Annotated in this window: 14 protein-coding genes; 10 read left to right on the top strand and 4 right to left on the bottom strand. The window is 30.8% G+C overall.

Annotated features, from left to right (window positions below; all coding sequences use genetic code 11):
* The first annotated feature begins 18 nt into the window (after positions 1-18).
* The 9 genes from ACY3JO_RS08520 (at position 19) to ACY3JO_RS08480 (ending at position 11,750) form a co-directional block, all read left to right on the top strand.
* Positions 19-918, top strand: coding sequence for a carbohydrate ABC transporter permease (locus tag ACY3JO_RS08520; RefSeq protein ID WP_463084571.1), 900 nt, complete (start codon positions 19-21; stop codon positions 916-918).
* Between the two features lie 27 nt (positions 919-945).
* Positions 946-1,797 (top strand): carbohydrate ABC transporter permease, encoded by an 852-nt coding sequence (locus tag ACY3JO_RS08515; RefSeq protein WP_463084570.1) that lies wholly within the window; start codon positions 946-948, stop codon positions 1,795-1,797.
* A 6-nt stretch (positions 1,798-1,803) separates the two neighbouring features.
* Positions 1,804-3,873, top strand: coding sequence for a YIP1 family protein (locus ACY3JO_RS08510; RefSeq protein ID WP_463084569.1), 2,070 nt, complete (start codon positions 1,804-1,806; stop codon positions 3,871-3,873).
* A gap of 11 nt (positions 3,874-3,884) precedes the next feature.
* Positions 3,885-6,095, top strand: coding sequence for a DUF5696 domain-containing protein (locus tag ACY3JO_RS08505; protein WP_463084568.1), 2,211 nt, complete (start codon positions 3,885-3,887; stop codon positions 6,093-6,095).
* A 14-nt stretch (positions 6,096-6,109) separates the two neighbouring features.
* Positions 6,110-7,027 carry a carbohydrate ABC transporter permease gene (locus tag ACY3JO_RS08500; RefSeq protein WP_463084567.1) on the top strand — a complete coding sequence of 306 codons (918 nt, stop codon included), beginning with the start codon at positions 6,110-6,112 and terminating at the stop codon, positions 7,025-7,027.
* 12 nt (positions 7,028-7,039) lie between these two features.
* Positions 7,040-7,996 carry a carbohydrate ABC transporter permease gene (locus tag ACY3JO_RS08495; protein WP_463084566.1) on the top strand — a complete coding sequence of 319 codons (957 nt, stop codon included), beginning with the start codon at positions 7,040-7,042 and terminating at the stop codon, positions 7,994-7,996.
* Positions 7,997-8,021: 25 nt separating this feature from the next.
* Entirely contained in the window at positions 8,022-8,600 is a 579-nt protein-coding gene (locus ACY3JO_RS08490; protein WP_463084565.1) for a CIA30 family protein, read from the top strand.
* Between the two features lie 11 nt (positions 8,601-8,611).
* Complete coding sequence (locus ACY3JO_RS08485) at positions 8,612-10,258, top strand: cellulase family glycosylhydrolase (RefSeq protein ID WP_463084564.1); 1,647 nt, start codon at positions 8,612-8,614, stop codon at positions 10,256-10,258.
* Positions 10,259-10,421: 163 nt separating this feature from the next.
* Positions 10,422-11,750, top strand: coding sequence for an extracellular solute-binding protein (locus ACY3JO_RS08480; RefSeq protein ID WP_463084563.1), 1,329 nt, complete (start codon positions 10,422-10,424; stop codon positions 11,748-11,750).
* A gap of 318 nt (positions 11,751-12,068) precedes the next feature.
* Here the strand turns inward: ACY3JO_RS08480 and ACY3JO_RS08475 are convergent, their stop codons facing one another.
* From ACY3JO_RS08475 to ACY3JO_RS08465, 3 genes are read right to left on the bottom strand one after another with little or no spacing between them, the layout of a single operon-like run.
* Positions 12,069-12,569 carry an FGGY-family carbohydrate kinase gene (locus ACY3JO_RS08475; protein WP_463085668.1) on the bottom strand — a complete coding sequence of 167 codons (501 nt, stop codon included), beginning with the start codon at positions 12,567-12,569 and terminating at the stop codon, positions 12,069-12,071.
* A gap of 35 nt (positions 12,570-12,604) precedes the next feature.
* A complete protein-coding gene (locus ACY3JO_RS08470; RefSeq protein ID WP_463084562.1) occupies positions 12,605-12,742 on the bottom strand; it encodes a hypothetical protein in 138 nt (45 codons plus the stop codon).
* A complete protein-coding gene (locus ACY3JO_RS08465) occupies positions 12,739-13,026 on the bottom strand; it encodes an FGGY family carbohydrate kinase (protein ID WP_463085667.1) in 288 nt (95 codons plus the stop codon). Before ACY3JO_RS08465 ends, ACY3JO_RS08470 begins: the two co-directional genes overlap by 4 nt.
* 198 nt (positions 13,027-13,224) lie before the next feature.
* Between ACY3JO_RS08465 and ACY3JO_RS08460 the strand changes: the two genes are divergently transcribed.
* A complete protein-coding gene (locus ACY3JO_RS08460) occupies positions 13,225-13,731 on the top strand; it encodes an NTPase (RefSeq protein ID WP_463084561.1) in 507 nt (168 codons plus the stop codon).
* Here the strand turns inward: ACY3JO_RS08460 and ACY3JO_RS08455 are convergent.
* A complete protein-coding gene (locus ACY3JO_RS08455; RefSeq protein ID WP_463084560.1) occupies positions 13,726-14,496 on the bottom strand; it encodes an alpha/beta hydrolase family protein in 771 nt (256 codons plus the stop codon). The two genes, ACY3JO_RS08460 and ACY3JO_RS08455, sit on opposite strands and share 6 nt — an antisense overlap.
* Positions 14,497-14,534 lie beyond the last annotated feature (38 nt).

Below are 14,534 nucleotides of genomic sequence, written 5' to 3'. Positions count from 1 at the left end.
TTAGAGGGAGAATTTAAAATGAGAGGGAAATTTGAAGATTTATGGAAGGAAATTAAAAAGAATAAAGAATCTTATTTTTTAGTTCTTCCTTATTTTATATTATTTTTTACTTTCACTGTAATTCCTGTTATTGTGGGAGCTATCCTTAGTTTTACCAATTATAATGTAATACAGATGCCTAGATTTGTTGGATGGAATAACTATAAAAGACTCTTTTTAGAGGATGACGTTTTTTTAACTGCTTTACAAAATACCTTTAAGTTTGCTTTAATTACTGGACCATTGAGTTATTTTGCTTGCTTATTTTTTGCTTGGCTTATAAATGAACTACCCCCAAAAATTAGAGCTTTTTTAACTTTACTTTTTTATGCTCCTGCTCTATCTTCTGCAATTTTCTTCATATGGACTTACATCTTTTCTGGTGATGTATATGGATTGCTAAATGGTATTCTAATGAATTTAGGCATAATAAAGGAACCAATATATTGGTTACAGGATTCTCGTATTAATCTATACGTGCTTATGGTAATTCAACTTTGGATGAGTTTAGGGACAAGCTTTTTAGCCTTTATTGCAGGATTTCAAACTATAGACAGAAGTCTGTATGAGGCAGGAGCAGTAGATGGGATCAGAAATAGATGGCAAGAATTGTGGTATATAACTTTACCTTCTATAAAACCTCAACTTATTTTCGGAGCTATAATGCAAGTTACCGCGTCCTTTGCTGTGGCTGACATATCTGCTCAATTGATTGGATTTCCAAGTCCTTTATATTCAGCTCATACTATAGTCCTTCATATGTGGGATTATGGAAGTATTAGATATGAAATGGGATATGCGTCAGCAATAGCGGTAATTTTATTCTTAATAACAGTGAGTATTAACCAAGGAGTTAGAAAATTAATTAGGCCTGATTAATATTCATAAGGAGGTTTTACTTTTAAAATGAGATCAAGAATTAATAGATCTTGGTGGGGAAATTTAATACTAATAATTGTACTTGGAATTGTAGCAGTATTTATGGCTCTACCCCTTGTATATTCTATAATGAATGCTTTTAAACCATTAGATGAATTATTTCTTTTTCCACCCAGATTATTTGTTAAAAGACCAACCTTAAAGAATTTTTCTGATCTCTTTTATCTCATGAGTAATTCTTTTGTACCTTTTTCAAGATATCTTTTTAATAGTATTTTTATCAGTTTTATGAGCACATTAGGACATGTGCTTATTGCTTCTATGGCTGCCTATCCTTTGGCTAAACATAAATTTCCAGGAAGTAAGTTTTTGTTCAATTTTGTGATATTTTCTTTAATGTTTTCAGGTTATGTTACCAATATTCCAAGGTTTATTATAATGGCTAAATTGCGACTTTTAGATACATATTTTTCTCTTATCCTCCCCTATATAGGGGCTACCTTAGGTTTGTTCTTAATGAAACAGTTTATGGAACAGATTCCAGATTCCTATATTGAATCTGCTAGGATTGATGGGGCAAATGAGTTTAAGATATGGTGGTATGTGGTTATGCCTAATGTGAAGCCTGCATGGCTTACTCTTATATTATTTGCTTTTAGAGATACATGGAATGATACATATACTCCTTCGTTATATGTTCATAATGAGGCTATGAAGCCTTTTTCCTTAGCACTTACCTATATTCAACAAGGAGGCTTTGTAAGGGCTGGAGCGGCAGCAGCAGCTGCTATTCTTATGATGTTACCTTCTTTAATTATTTTTATAGTGACCCAAAGCAATGTAGTAGAAACTATGAAATCTGCGGGTATTAAGGAGTAATTGTTTATGAGAAAAGGAAGAAGATTTTACATTTTAATAGTTTTTCTTTTTCTGATTATTTCTGTAACTTATGCAGGTATACCTTATCACACTTATATTTATAATGAGCGACGTAGACCAGTTCCCTCTTTACCTGCTTATGAGCCAGAAAAGATCTATACGGGTGAAACTATAGGATTAGACAAAGATTTTTCTTCACCAGAAGATCTTTTTGTAGATAAAAGGAATGGAGATATATATGTGGCAGATACAGGAAATAATAGAATTGTTGTTATAGATAAGGATTTTAGAATTAAGAAAATTATTGATGGTTTTATCAATAATGGTAAAAGGGATGGATTTAAAGCACCGACAGGTTTATTTTTAACCGATGAAGGCAAACTATATATAGCAGACTCTCAGAATGCGAGAATTGTGATTTTAAATCCAGATGGTTCTCTTTTTAAAATTGTAGGTAAACCTGTGGGTGAGGTTATAAGTAAAGATTTTGTTTATATTCCTAAAAAAGTGGCTGTGGATAAATTGGGAAGAATATATGTGGTAGCAGAGAATGTGGTTGAAGGTTTAATACAGTTTAGTCCAAATGGAAATTTTGAAAGATTTTTTGGAAGTAATAGAGTTGAGGTAAATCCAGTAGAACTTTTCTGGAGAAGAGTACTTACAAGAAAACAAAGATCTCAACTTGTACTTTTTATTCCGATTGAGTATAGAAATGTAACAGCGGATAAAGATGGATTTATATATGGATGTGTAAGGGCTTGGTATGACCAAATTAAAAGATTAAATGCCTTAGGAGACAATATTATTAAACAGGAAGGTCGCACGGGCGGTATGTATGGTGATCTATATTTTGGTTTTACTGTTAGAGGAGAAATTGTGGATATTGCTGTAGATGATTCTGAAAATCTTTATGTTTTAGATGGTAGAGTAGGTAGGGTTTTTGTTTATAACAATCTTGGTGATTATCTTTTTGTTGTTGGTGATATTGGAAATCAAAAAGGGACCTTCCAATATCCAACCGCTATAGATATAGATAAAGGAAAAGTTTTTGTCTTAGATGAGAATAAGGGTACTATAACTACTTTTAAACCTACCACTTTTGGAAATTTAGTATTAAAAGCGAATTCTTATTATGTGCAAGGTTATTATGGAAAAGCTGCTAATATATGGGACAAAGTTGTTAAGATGGATGCCAATTATGATCTTGCTTATATTGGTATAGGCAAAAACTATCTCCATGAAGAAAAATATAAAGAAGCCATGGAAAGTTTTAGACTTGGTTTTTATCCTACAGGATATTCAAAAGCCTTAAGAGGATACAGAATAGAGTATATGAGAAGGAATTTTACATTAATAATGAACACTATACTTTTATTGATCTTAGCTTTATATTTGATAAACAGATTTTTGGGAAACACTATTAGAAGTCATTATCATAATTTTCTCAGAAAGCACGAACTTTTTAATACTGTAGTGTTTGTTTTTTATGTGATTAGGCATCCTTTTGATGGATTCTACGAGTTAAGAAGGAAACCTAAAGCTTTTAGAGGAGCGCTTATCTTATTAGTTTTTGTAATTCTCTCTTTTATAATACAAAGGTTAATGACTGCTTTTCATTTTAATCCATATCGACCTGAAGAATTGAATATTCTCTTGGAGATAGGCAGAGTGTTAATTCCTATTTTAGTATGGGTGATTATAAATTGGGCGGTTACCACCATAATGGAAGGAAAAGCAAAAATGAGAGAGATTTTTATTATGGCAGTATATGGTATTTTCCCACTGGCTCTTTTGATTTTGCCTCAAACTTTATTGAGTCATGTTTTTACCTTAGATGAGGCAGCATTTTACTATTTTATAGGTACTATAGGAACTCTTTGGTCAATATGGATCATTCTTTCTGGTATGATGGAACTCCAAGAATATACCCTAAGTAAAGCTATAGGAACGTCTTTAGTAACCTTAGGTGGAATAATATTTGCTATGTTTATAGGTATGGTTTTCTTTGCTACTTTTCAACAATTTATTAGATTTGTCTATACAGTTTATTTAGAGATTAAATATATGATTGGTTAAGAGGTGAAGAGATGGAAAGATACTTCTTGAAATACAGTAATTTTTTTATGGTCATATTAATCCTTTTATTAATTATCCCTCTATATAGCCAAGATAATGGTTTGAGAGTTGTAGCTCAAAACGAGAGGTTCTCTATGTTACTTAATAGTCAAACAGCTGAAGTTATGATAAAGGAGAATAAAACAGGAAAAATTTTTAGACAATTTCCAGAAAATTGGGAAAACGATCCTTCTATGGGTGTTACTAAGTTTAGTATTCCGTCTCATTTAGTGGTAGAGATGGCAGATCAAGAAGGGAAAATTACTGTCTATAATACCTATGCTTTAGGAGTTATGAGAGGAAACTATAAAGTGAAGAATATTAAGGATGGAATAAGATTTGATTATGAATTTTCTACTCAGGGCTTATCTATTTCTATAGAGTTTTATTTGACCTCATATGGATTAAAAGTTAGAGTACCAATGGATTCTATAGAGGAAGAAGGAGATTTAAAGTTAAATAGAATTTGGGTTTTACCTTATTTTATATATGGTGAAAAAAGAGATAATGGTTATCTTGTTTTGCCTGATGGTTCCGGAGCTTTAGTAAGATTTGATCATAAGGCCGGAAATGAGAGAGGATTTGAAATTCCAATATATGGTCTAGATTATGGACTTCCTTTATATGATATGCCCCCAAAAACAGAGAATATAAATTTACCTATATATGGAGTAAAAAGAAATGATTTAGGAATCTTGGGAATTATTGAGAGTGGGGATGCTGATGCAAGTTTAGCTTGTTATATGGCGGGTAATGCTACTTCATATTATAGGGTTTATCCAATTTTTAATTATCGTAAGATTCATAAGTTCTTACTTTATGAAAGGGAGGCATCTACAGGACAGGCAGGAGAAGTGGTAGATGTATTGGTAAGTAAGTTTTCTCCTTATAGTCTTAAGAGTGATATTGTTATAAATTATTATCTTTTTGCTGGTAAAGATGTTGATTATTCTTTAATGGCAAGAACATATAGAAATTATCTTCTCAATAATGGATATCTTTATAAAAAATCTGAAAAAGTAGATAAGGTACCTTTTAATTTGACAATTATTAATAGCATAAAAATAAAGACTACTAGGGCTGGAATTCCTGTTATTGATCTTTTTCCACTTACCACTTTTGATGAGACTATTAAGATATTACAGGAATTAAAATCTAAAGGTATTGATAATATAAACCTTATTTTGAAAGGGTATCAATCAGGGGGATATATGAGTAAAATTACAAATGGAGTTAAAGTAGAAGCAAGAATCGGAGGAGACAAAGGATTAATAAGGCTTTTAGATTATTGTAAGAAGAACAATATACCTTTATATTTAACTGCAGAGATTATAGAAGTACACGAATCTGGTAATGGTTTTTCACCTTCAAGGGATGGAAATAGATATTTAAATAATGGTCTTGCTTTTCTATATAAATGGGATCCTGTTATTAAGAAGAAGAATAGAGATTATGATCCATGGTTTATTGTGCTTCCAAGTAAGGTTCCAAGTTATTTAAATAATTTTTTGAAGGGTATATCTAAATATGGAATAAATAATGCTTTAATCGAGAAGATGGGAGAGTATGTTTATTCTCAAAATAAATTTCCAAGATTGCTCTCCAGAGAAGAGGTAATTTCATTATGGAGAGAGTCTTTATCCAGTAATAAAGATAAATATAACTTTGTATTTACTTCTGGTAATCTTTATATTCTTCCTTATACTTCTATGCTTCTTGATGTTTCTCTCGATTGTAGTAATTTTTCAATAGAATCAGAAGCCATTCCTTTTTATCCAATGATTATTCATGGGTATATTCCTTTTAGTGGAAAACCAGGAAATTTAAGAGAAAGTCAAAAGAAAGAATTTTTAAGAATGGTAGAGTATGGTGCTTTACCTTATTATATGTTCATTTATAAAGATTCATCATATTTTAAAAAGAGTTTTTATAACGAAATGTTAAGTTCTAATTATAAGGATTGGATTGATCAAGCAGTAGAAGAATACAACAAAGTTAAGGATTTGTATCTGAATATACATGATGTTCCTATAAAGTCCCATAATAAGCTTACAGATGGGGTTTATCGAGTTGAGTATGAGAATGGAGCTGAAATAATAGTTAATTATAATAAAGCATCTTATCTATATAAAGGTAAAATGGTTAGAGGAGAAGACTTTTTATTCTCCTTAGGAAAGAAATAAGGGGGAAATAATCTATGAAAAAACAAAAAAGATTTAAAACTTTAGCTCAAAGACAAGCAAGAATAGGTAGATTATTTGTTTACCCATGGCTTGTTGGATTTATGATCTTTTTTGCATGGCCTTTTATTCAATCTATAATTTTTGCCTTTAGTCAATTAGATGTTTCTCCAGAAGGATATAAATTGAATTTTGTGGGATTGAGTAATTTTATAAAAGCTTTAAGAGAAGATCCTAATTTTATAAGATATCTGACTACTGAAATTGGAAATATTGTGGTAAATATTCCTTTAATAATAATGTTTTCTTTATTTATTGCTATACTTTTGAACCAAAGATTTAGAGGAAGAACCATAGTAAGAGCTATTTTTTTCTTGCCTGTTGTCGTTATGTCAGGAGCATTACTTTATGTTTTAGAATCTAATTCTTTGGAGCAATTTAATATTGGTGCCCAAGCAGGAATGGCTATGTCTAACTCACCTTTTTTGAGAGGTATAGATTTTAGAATGTTTTTAGTAAGGATAACAGGTAATATTCCATTTTTAATGCCCGTTATTAATGCCATTGATAGGATATATGAAATTATTTGGAAATCAGGTGTGCAGATACTTATATTTTTAGCTGGATTACAATCTATTCCTGCATCATTGTATGAGGTAGCCCAAGTAGAAGGAGCAACTTCTTGGGAAGTATTTTGGAAGATTACATTACCTATGATTTCTCCTATTATTCTTGTAAATGTCATATATACGGTTATAGATTCTTTCACTGATTATAGTAATGATGTACTTAGATATATCCTTGAAGTGGCCTTTAGACAATTAAATCATGGTTATAGTGCAGCTATTGCATGGCTCTATTTCCTAATTGTAGGTGCTATTTTACTCATTTTAATTTGGATTATATCTAAACGGGTATTTTACATGAATGAATAAGGAGGAAAATATATGTTTAAACAATATAAAAAAGAAGAATTAATTCATATATGGAAGCATAAAATAAGTGTCTGGGCATATAATATTTTAAAAATTTTACTTTTTATAGGTCTTTCTTACGTATTGTTAAGACCGGTTCTTTTTATGTTAAGTGCAGCACTTAAAAGTAGAGAAGATCTTATTGATCCTACTGTAGTATGGATTCCAAAGCATCCAACTCTTGAAAATTTTATATTGGCATTTAAATCTTTAAATTATTTTAATGCTTTTAAGAATAGTCTTATTATTTCTATTATTCCTGCTATCTTTAATGTTATTGCTTGTTCCATGATAGGATACGGACTTGCCAGATTTAAATTTAAAGAAAGGGAAATTATATTTGCACTTATTATATTTACCCTTATAGTGCCACCTCAGGTTTTGCTTATTCCTTTATATGTGTTTTATCAAAGGTTTGACATCTTAATTATTATCAGATTAATAAGGGGTGAACCTCTAAATCTATTAAATTCCTATTATCCTATTATTCTTCCTACCATCTTAGGTGGTGGTTTAAGAAGTGGTCTATTTATATATATTTTTAGACAGTTTTTCAGAGGTATGTCTAAGGAGTTAGAAGAGGCTGCTTATGTGGATGGTGCTTCTCCTTTTCAAACCTATCTTAGAATTTTTATTCCTAATTCAATACCAGCAATAGTGACTGTTTTCTTATTTTCGGTGGTTTGGCATTGGAATGATGTTTTTGAGCCATCTGTTTTTATTGGTGATTTTGATAAGTATACTCTTTCTTTAAATTTAGCAAATATAAGATCCATTATTACTGGTGGTACACAAATATTTGATCCTTTACTAATATTACCACCGCAGTATGCTGGAGCTATATTAGTTATTTTACCTATGCTTATATTCTATATATTTACCCAAAGATTTTTTGTAGAGAGTGTGGAAAGAACAGGAATAATTGGTTAAAAATATTTAAAAGGGGGTATTTTAAATGAAGAGGTTCTTAAAGATTTCTATCCTTCTTTTAATGGTTGTAACATTGATTTTTTCTCAAATAAGTAATGTATTATTAATCTATGATGGAGAGAGTAATAATTCTAATTTGTCTTCATTAGGTTTTTGGGTTGCTCCTGAAGGTTGTAAGGCTGAAGAAGTAGAGGGTATAGCATATTCTGGTAAGAGAAGTATAAAAATCAGCTTTGTTTGGGAAAGCTGGTGGGCTGGGATGGGAATTAATTTTGCAAAGTGGAATTTTGATAATAAAGATAAAATATTTGATCTATCTCAATATAAAAATTTAGAGTTTTATATTAAATCTGAGAAAACTGATAATTATAATCTTTTAATAACCCTTGCAGAAGCACCAAGTGAAAAAGGAGGAAAAGAGGTTTATTCTGAAAAATACACCGTTACAGGTGGGGTGCCTACTTCTTGGACAAAAATTTCAATTCCTTTAAAGTCTTTTGTTACTGTAGATCTAAAAAGAGTATGGGGGATGAGCATAGAGGTTTCTGGGGTTCCATCTGGAAAGACTATTTTGTATGTGGATGACATCAAATTTGTAAAATAAGGTGATGTGTTATGAAAATTATTGAAGTAATAGTTTTGCTAAATTTACTATTCTTCTTAATAATCTTTTGTAATCAAGGATATGCAAGTTCATATAAGGGAAGTTTTAATTATATTGATCCTCATAAAGCAGTAGAAGAAATGGATCCTGGATGGAATCTTGGAAATTCTCTTGATGCCATACCTGATGAAACTTCTTGGGGAAATCCTAAGACCGAAAGATACATCTTTGACGATATTAAGAAAACAGGATTTAAAAGTGTAAGAATTCCTGTTACATGGGTCGATCATATGGGGCCTGCTCCTGATTATAAGGTGGATGAGGCTTGGATGAATAGGGTAGAAGAGGTTGTGAATATGGCTCTTGAAAGGGATCTTTTTGTAATAATAAATGTCCATCATGATTCTTGGAGATGGCTGAGTAAGGAGATGAAGCAAAATAAGGAAGGAACAATGAGAAAACTGGAGAAATTGTGGGAGCAGATAGCAAAAAGATTTAAGAATTATTCAGAGAAACTGATTTTTGAGATAATAAATGAACCTACTTATGAGGGTTTCTCCGAAGGAGAGGCTGGAAAAATTCAAAATGAAGTAAATGAAAGAATTCTAAAGCTTATAAGAAATTCAGGAGGATTTAATGATAAAAGATTATTAGTAATACCTCCACTCTTGACAGATACATATAAGGCTGAGAAATACCTAATACCTCCAAAGGATGAAAATATAATTATTGGTATCCATTATTATTCGCCATGGGATTTTGTTGCTAATTGGTGGGGAAGGAAAACATGGGGAAGCAATAAAGATAAAGCACAGATGGATAATGATATTCGTATTGTTAGAGAAAAATTTCCAAATCATGCTTTTATAATTGGTGAGTTTGGAGTATCTAATGGGAATAAACCAGCAGAATGGTATTTTATTGATAACCTTATAAGAACAGCTAAAAAATATAAAATGGCAACCTTTTATTGGGATAATGGTTTTGATAATTATGATAGGAGAAATAGGATGTGGAGAGATGAGGTTCTTGTAAAAATAATTATTAATGCTTCAATGGGGAATCCTAATGCCTTTTTAAATCCTGGGATACTTTATTTAAAAGAGAAACAAGAGATTAAAGATACAGTAATCTCTTTAGAATTGAATGGTAATAAATTGGAAGGTATATATTTAGGGGAAAGGAAATTAGATTTAAATAAAGATTATATTTTGCTTAAGGATGATCAAGTTTTATTGAAATCTAGTTTAATAAAAACAATAATTAAACCTGGTGTATATGGAAGAAATGGAATTTTCATGTTTAAATTCACAAAAGGAGTAGATTATCCTTTAGAGATCATTCAATACAAAGACCCAGTTTTATTAGATAAACCATTTAATATTATTAGTGGAGTGCCAATGGATGCAAAATTTCTTATTAATTTTAATGGTACAAAATTATGTACAATAAAGATTTTTGATGCCAAAACTGGTAGACCTATTAGAGATTCATGGACTCCTTATCTCAGAGGTTGGGATGACTTTAATGTTGTTGAATCACAAGTGGTTATAAAAAAGCAAGTTTTTGAAAATCTTCAGGGTGGAACAAATCTAAAAATAATTTTTGAATTTTTCCCTGAAGGTATGATATTGGAAACTACTGTACCAGTATTATAAGAGCAAATTTTTGCTATTTTAGGTCAATATAATGTTAGTTATTATTTTCAAAATGATGTACTATGTAAACAAATACTATGGAAACTATTTACAAAAGAAAGGGGGTATATGGAAAGTATTAAAACTTTTTAGACTTAAAATTTATTAAAGGGGAGGTTAAAGAATGAGTAAAAAATCTTTGTTTATTTTGTTCTTTATAATTTTCTTTTCTTTTGTGACTTTTGTCCCGGGCTTTGGGCAAAGAGTATATACAGTAAAAGTTGGAAATTATACATTGAATATTGATACACAAAAGTATAGAGGTAAAACTATCTATGTTTGGCAACATTGGCCTGAGGTGGAAAAAAGTGACATTTCTGGTGTAAGATCTCCTAAACAATCAAGGGAAGAATTTGAAAAAATAACCGGAGCAAAGGTGAAAATTGTATACGTAACATGGGAAACGAAGGTGGAAAAACAAACTGCTGCTATTTTGTCTGGATCTGGAGCCGATATTGTATACATAGATAGTAGGCAGAAACCTACTTGGATGATGAAGAAGATGCTCCTTCCTCTTGATAGGTATATTGACTTTAAGGATAAAAATCTTTGGAATGCTGTAGGTTTTAGGAAAAATATTTTAGATTATTTCACATGGAGAGGACAAATTTATGCAGTAACAAATATATATAATGATAACGTATTTCCATATATTCTTTACTATAATAAAGAGAAATTTGAGATGGCAGGATTACCAGATCCATTAGAGTTGTATAAGCAGGGTAAATGGACATGGGATATCTTCTTTGAATTAGGGAAGCAACTTACACAAGACACCAATGGTGATGGAAAAATAGATCAGTATGCCTATGCAAGTTGGAGAACTTATCATCCTTTCTTATGGACTAACGATGTTTTACCTATCAAGTATATAGGTGGTAGGCCTGTATTTAATTTAGATGATCCAAAGGCATATAGAGCATTCCAAGCCTTGTATGATATGGATGCAAAATATAAGATGAGACCTGCTGACTGGTGGACAGATCCACAGGGTAGATTCCAAAAAGGTATAACCTGTATGGATTATTGGGGTCCATGGGATTTAACTAATATGAGGAATGCTCTTGGTAAGAAGCTTGGAATAGTTCCATTTCCAAAGGGTCCTGATAGTAAGAAAAAGAGTGCTGATGAAGGTGATGATTCGGCATGGGCTATTGCTTCTTCTTCCAAAGATCCAGAGCTTGCAGCATTGTACTTAATATGGATGCTAATGCCAACAGATAAAGAAAAGGAATTAATAGTTAAGGATCAAATAGAGAGAGTTGGTGGAAAAGAGATTTATGATTTACTTATAGACGCATCTACAAGAACAGTTATTAATCCTGCTGCTGGTATTCCTGGATTCAATGAGCTTATGGATCAGATTGACCCAGCAAATCCTGCAAAATCTATAAAATCCTTAAAACCTAAGTTTGAAGCAGCAATTAATGCAATTCTTGAAGGTTTGAAATAATTTAAAGAGAGGGGCTTCTGGCTATTCTCCCAGAAGCCCCCTAATTTTTTTGTATCTTATATAATTATCCTCAAAAATCTTTGAAGATGTGGGTGATATAATATCAAAAGAAAAATCCTTAAAATTTTTTGTGTTTTCCACATTCAAATTTTCGGCAATAAGAAGAGCTAAGCCTTTTGATGTAGATTCCTTTTCTTTTGAAATGTATATAGATTTATTTAATACATTTGCTTTTAATTTAATGATTTTTTTTAAATCTAATCATACATCTACTTAAATAGATTCTCTCCATTGGTATTCCCAAATTTTCAATATTTTCTAATATATATCTACTTTCATAAAAACTCCTTCCCATACTGCTTTGATAAGATCTTTTATATGAGTATTTAGATCTATCCCATAAAAAATTGCCTTGATGTTTTCCTTATATTTTCTTGAATCCTTACCCAACAAGAATGGAAAAAATAGGACATTAGTTGGAGTGTATTCTTCAATGATTAATTTCCATTTCATATTATCTTTTAACCATTTTAATATTTCTCCCGAAAAGTGTATTCCTGCTATTAAATAATAAAAATTTTTTATGCATCCTACCGAGAACCCTAATTCTCTTACTGCTTCTTTTAATAAAGGTTTTTCGGTGTGGAGTATAAAGGTCTCAGCTGTTCCCCAGGAATCAAATATTGAGTTTTGAAGATTATAGATAAGGCTTCCTATAGGATGATCATGCCCACCTAATATAATAGGAAAGGTATTTAATGAGAATTTATTTTTAATGGAGATATCAATTTTACCAATTATAGATCCTGTAGGTTTAATATCAGGTAATTTTTCGGGTGATATATTACATAATTTTAATATTTCTTCAGACCAAGTTTTTTATTTATGTCAAAGAGAAGCATTCTGCTGGCAAGAGAATAATCTGTATATAAGTTTTTACTTAAATAAAAATTAATAAAGTCTACAGCATTTATCCATTTGTATGCTTTCATCCAAATATATTTTTCCTTTTTTGAAGCCATAAAATCTTTGCCAATGAATACTTATGATGAACTTTAAGTCCTGTGATATAAAATATATATCTTTTGCTAAGTTTTTCAAGGATTTTTATCTCTTCATCACCCTTCTCGTTTAACCATGAAAAGATTGGAGTTAATGGATTTCCATTTTTATCTATAAGTAAACCTGCTTCGCTCATTCCTCCCACAGCTATACCCTGTATATTCTTTTTGTATTTTCTTTCTAAATTAGAAAAGAAATCATTGAGGTAATGGATAATCTTTAAGGGATCAATTGTATAATCAGATGAAATTGGAGTAGGAAAAATTGTCTTTTTTTCAATTTCCCTTTATGGTTCCATAGAATTATCTTTAAATTTGTGGTTCCAAGATCTATTGTAACATACATAGATCATAATTTTTAACTTTTATATGTTATAATACAAAAATTTATGAGATTCAATGGTGAATCAAGGATGAAAATTTTTGTGACAGGACAGCCTGGAGTTGGAAAGACTACTTTACTTAAGAAGGTTGATGCCTTTTGTAGAGAAAGGAATATAAGTACTTGTGGTTTTATTACGGAAGAAGTTAGAGATGGAAAATTTAGAATTGGATTTGATATGATTTTACTGAAAACAAATGAGAGAGTCAATTTTGCATCTGTATATAATGTTACTCTTCATAGGTTTGGGAAATATTATGTAGATATAGATTATTTTGAGAAAATAATAGAGGATGTATTTTGTCAAAAAGGAGATATATTTATTATAGATGAAATAGGAAAAATGGAGTTTTTATCTCGTAAATTTAGAGATAAGATTTTTGAAATCTTAAATAGTAATCAAAATATAATTGCATCTTTACATAGGGACTTTATAACTGCATTTAAGAAATATGGTAAAACATATTATCTTACTCCTGAAACTAGAGATCTGGTTTTTAAGGAAATAAAAGAAGAGATTATATCTACCTTTTTATAATGTCTCTTTAAACCATCTTAAGGTACTATCTATGACTTTTCTTTCCCATTCAATGGAGTTAAAGGTATGATCTGCTCCTTCTATTATTTCTAAAGCGGCTTTATGAGTATTCTTAATTCCTTCATAATAATCATAGGCATGTTGTACTGGTACTACAGGATCACTACTTCCATGAATAATTAATACAGGCAATATTCTTTTCTTTAATTCTTCTAATGGTTCTACTCCTACAATTTCAGCCAAAAAATTTTTACCCACAGGATTTCCCCCAAGATCAATAAAATCTCCATAATCTTTAATTTTTTGTATTTCTTCTGAGGGTCTGTTAAAGAATAGATCAAAATGGCATACAGCAGACCATAAAACACAGGATTTTACAATAGGGCTTCTTCCAGAAGCAATACTGGCCACTGCTCCACCCATAGATAGACCTAATATACCTATTCTTTCCTTGTCAACTAAATTATTTTGTTTGAGAAAATCGAGAGCTACAAGGGCATCTGAAACTTCGCCTTCTACAGTCATATCTTTGAAAGAACCCTCACTGTCTCCAGAACCACGAAAATCAATTCTTAATGCACCAATTCCTTCTTTTGCAAGAGCTTCTGCTGTATTTACAAAAATTCTATGAGGTTCTGTTTTTGTACCTGTAAAACCATGACAAAAGAGTACAAAAGGTGCAGGTGTTTTTTCAGGTACATGAAAGACTCCAAAGATTTTTTGCCCAAAATTCTCTAATACTATTGGTTCTCTTTTTCCTCTCATTTTGACCTCCTTTTCACAAATTATGAATTAGTATATCA

This window comes from Dictyoglomus sp. LHC4 (assembly GCF_055181355.1).
Note: the sequence above shows the minus strand (reverse complement) of the source record. Positions and strands in the feature narration are given on the sequence as shown.

Coding starts and splice junctions, on each gene's coding strand:
- ACY3JO_RS08500 (WP_463084567.1), top strand. CDS start 6,110: ATGAAAAAACAAAAAAGATTTAAAACTTTAGCTCAAAGACAAGCAAGA.
- ACY3JO_RS08485 (WP_463084564.1), top strand. CDS start 8,612: ATGAAAATTATTGAAGTAATAGTTTTGCTAAATTTACTATTCTTCTTA.
- ACY3JO_RS08495 (WP_463084566.1), top strand. CDS start 7,040: ATGTTTAAACAATATAAAAAAGAAGAATTAATTCATATATGGAAGCAT.
- ACY3JO_RS08480 (WP_463084563.1), top strand. CDS start 10,422: ATGAGTAAAAAATCTTTGTTTATTTTGTTCTTTATAATTTTCTTTTCT.
- ACY3JO_RS08490 (WP_463084565.1), top strand. CDS start 8,022: ATGAAGAGGTTCTTAAAGATTTCTATCCTTCTTTTAATGGTTGTAACA.
- ACY3JO_RS08460 (WP_463084561.1), top strand. CDS start 13,225: ATGAAAATTTTTGTGACAGGACAGCCTGGAGTTGGAAAGACTACTTTA.
- ACY3JO_RS08505 (WP_463084568.1), top strand. CDS start 3,885: ATGGAAAGATACTTCTTGAAATACAGTAATTTTTTTATGGTCATATTA.
- ACY3JO_RS08455 (WP_463084560.1), bottom strand. CDS start 14,496: ATGAGAGGAAAAAGAGAACCAATAGTATTAGAGAATTTTGGGCAAAAA.
- ACY3JO_RS08470 (WP_463084562.1), bottom strand. CDS start 12,742: ATGAAAGCATACAAATGGATAAATGCTGTAGACTTTATTAATTTTTAT.
- ACY3JO_RS08520 (WP_463084571.1), top strand. CDS start 19: ATGAGAGGGAAATTTGAAGATTTATGGAAGGAAATTAAAAAGAATAAA.
- ACY3JO_RS08510 (WP_463084569.1), top strand. CDS start 1,804: ATGAGAAAAGGAAGAAGATTTTACATTTTAATAGTTTTTCTTTTTCTG.
- ACY3JO_RS08515 (WP_463084570.1), top strand. CDS start 946: ATGAGATCAAGAATTAATAGATCTTGGTGGGGAAATTTAATACTAATA.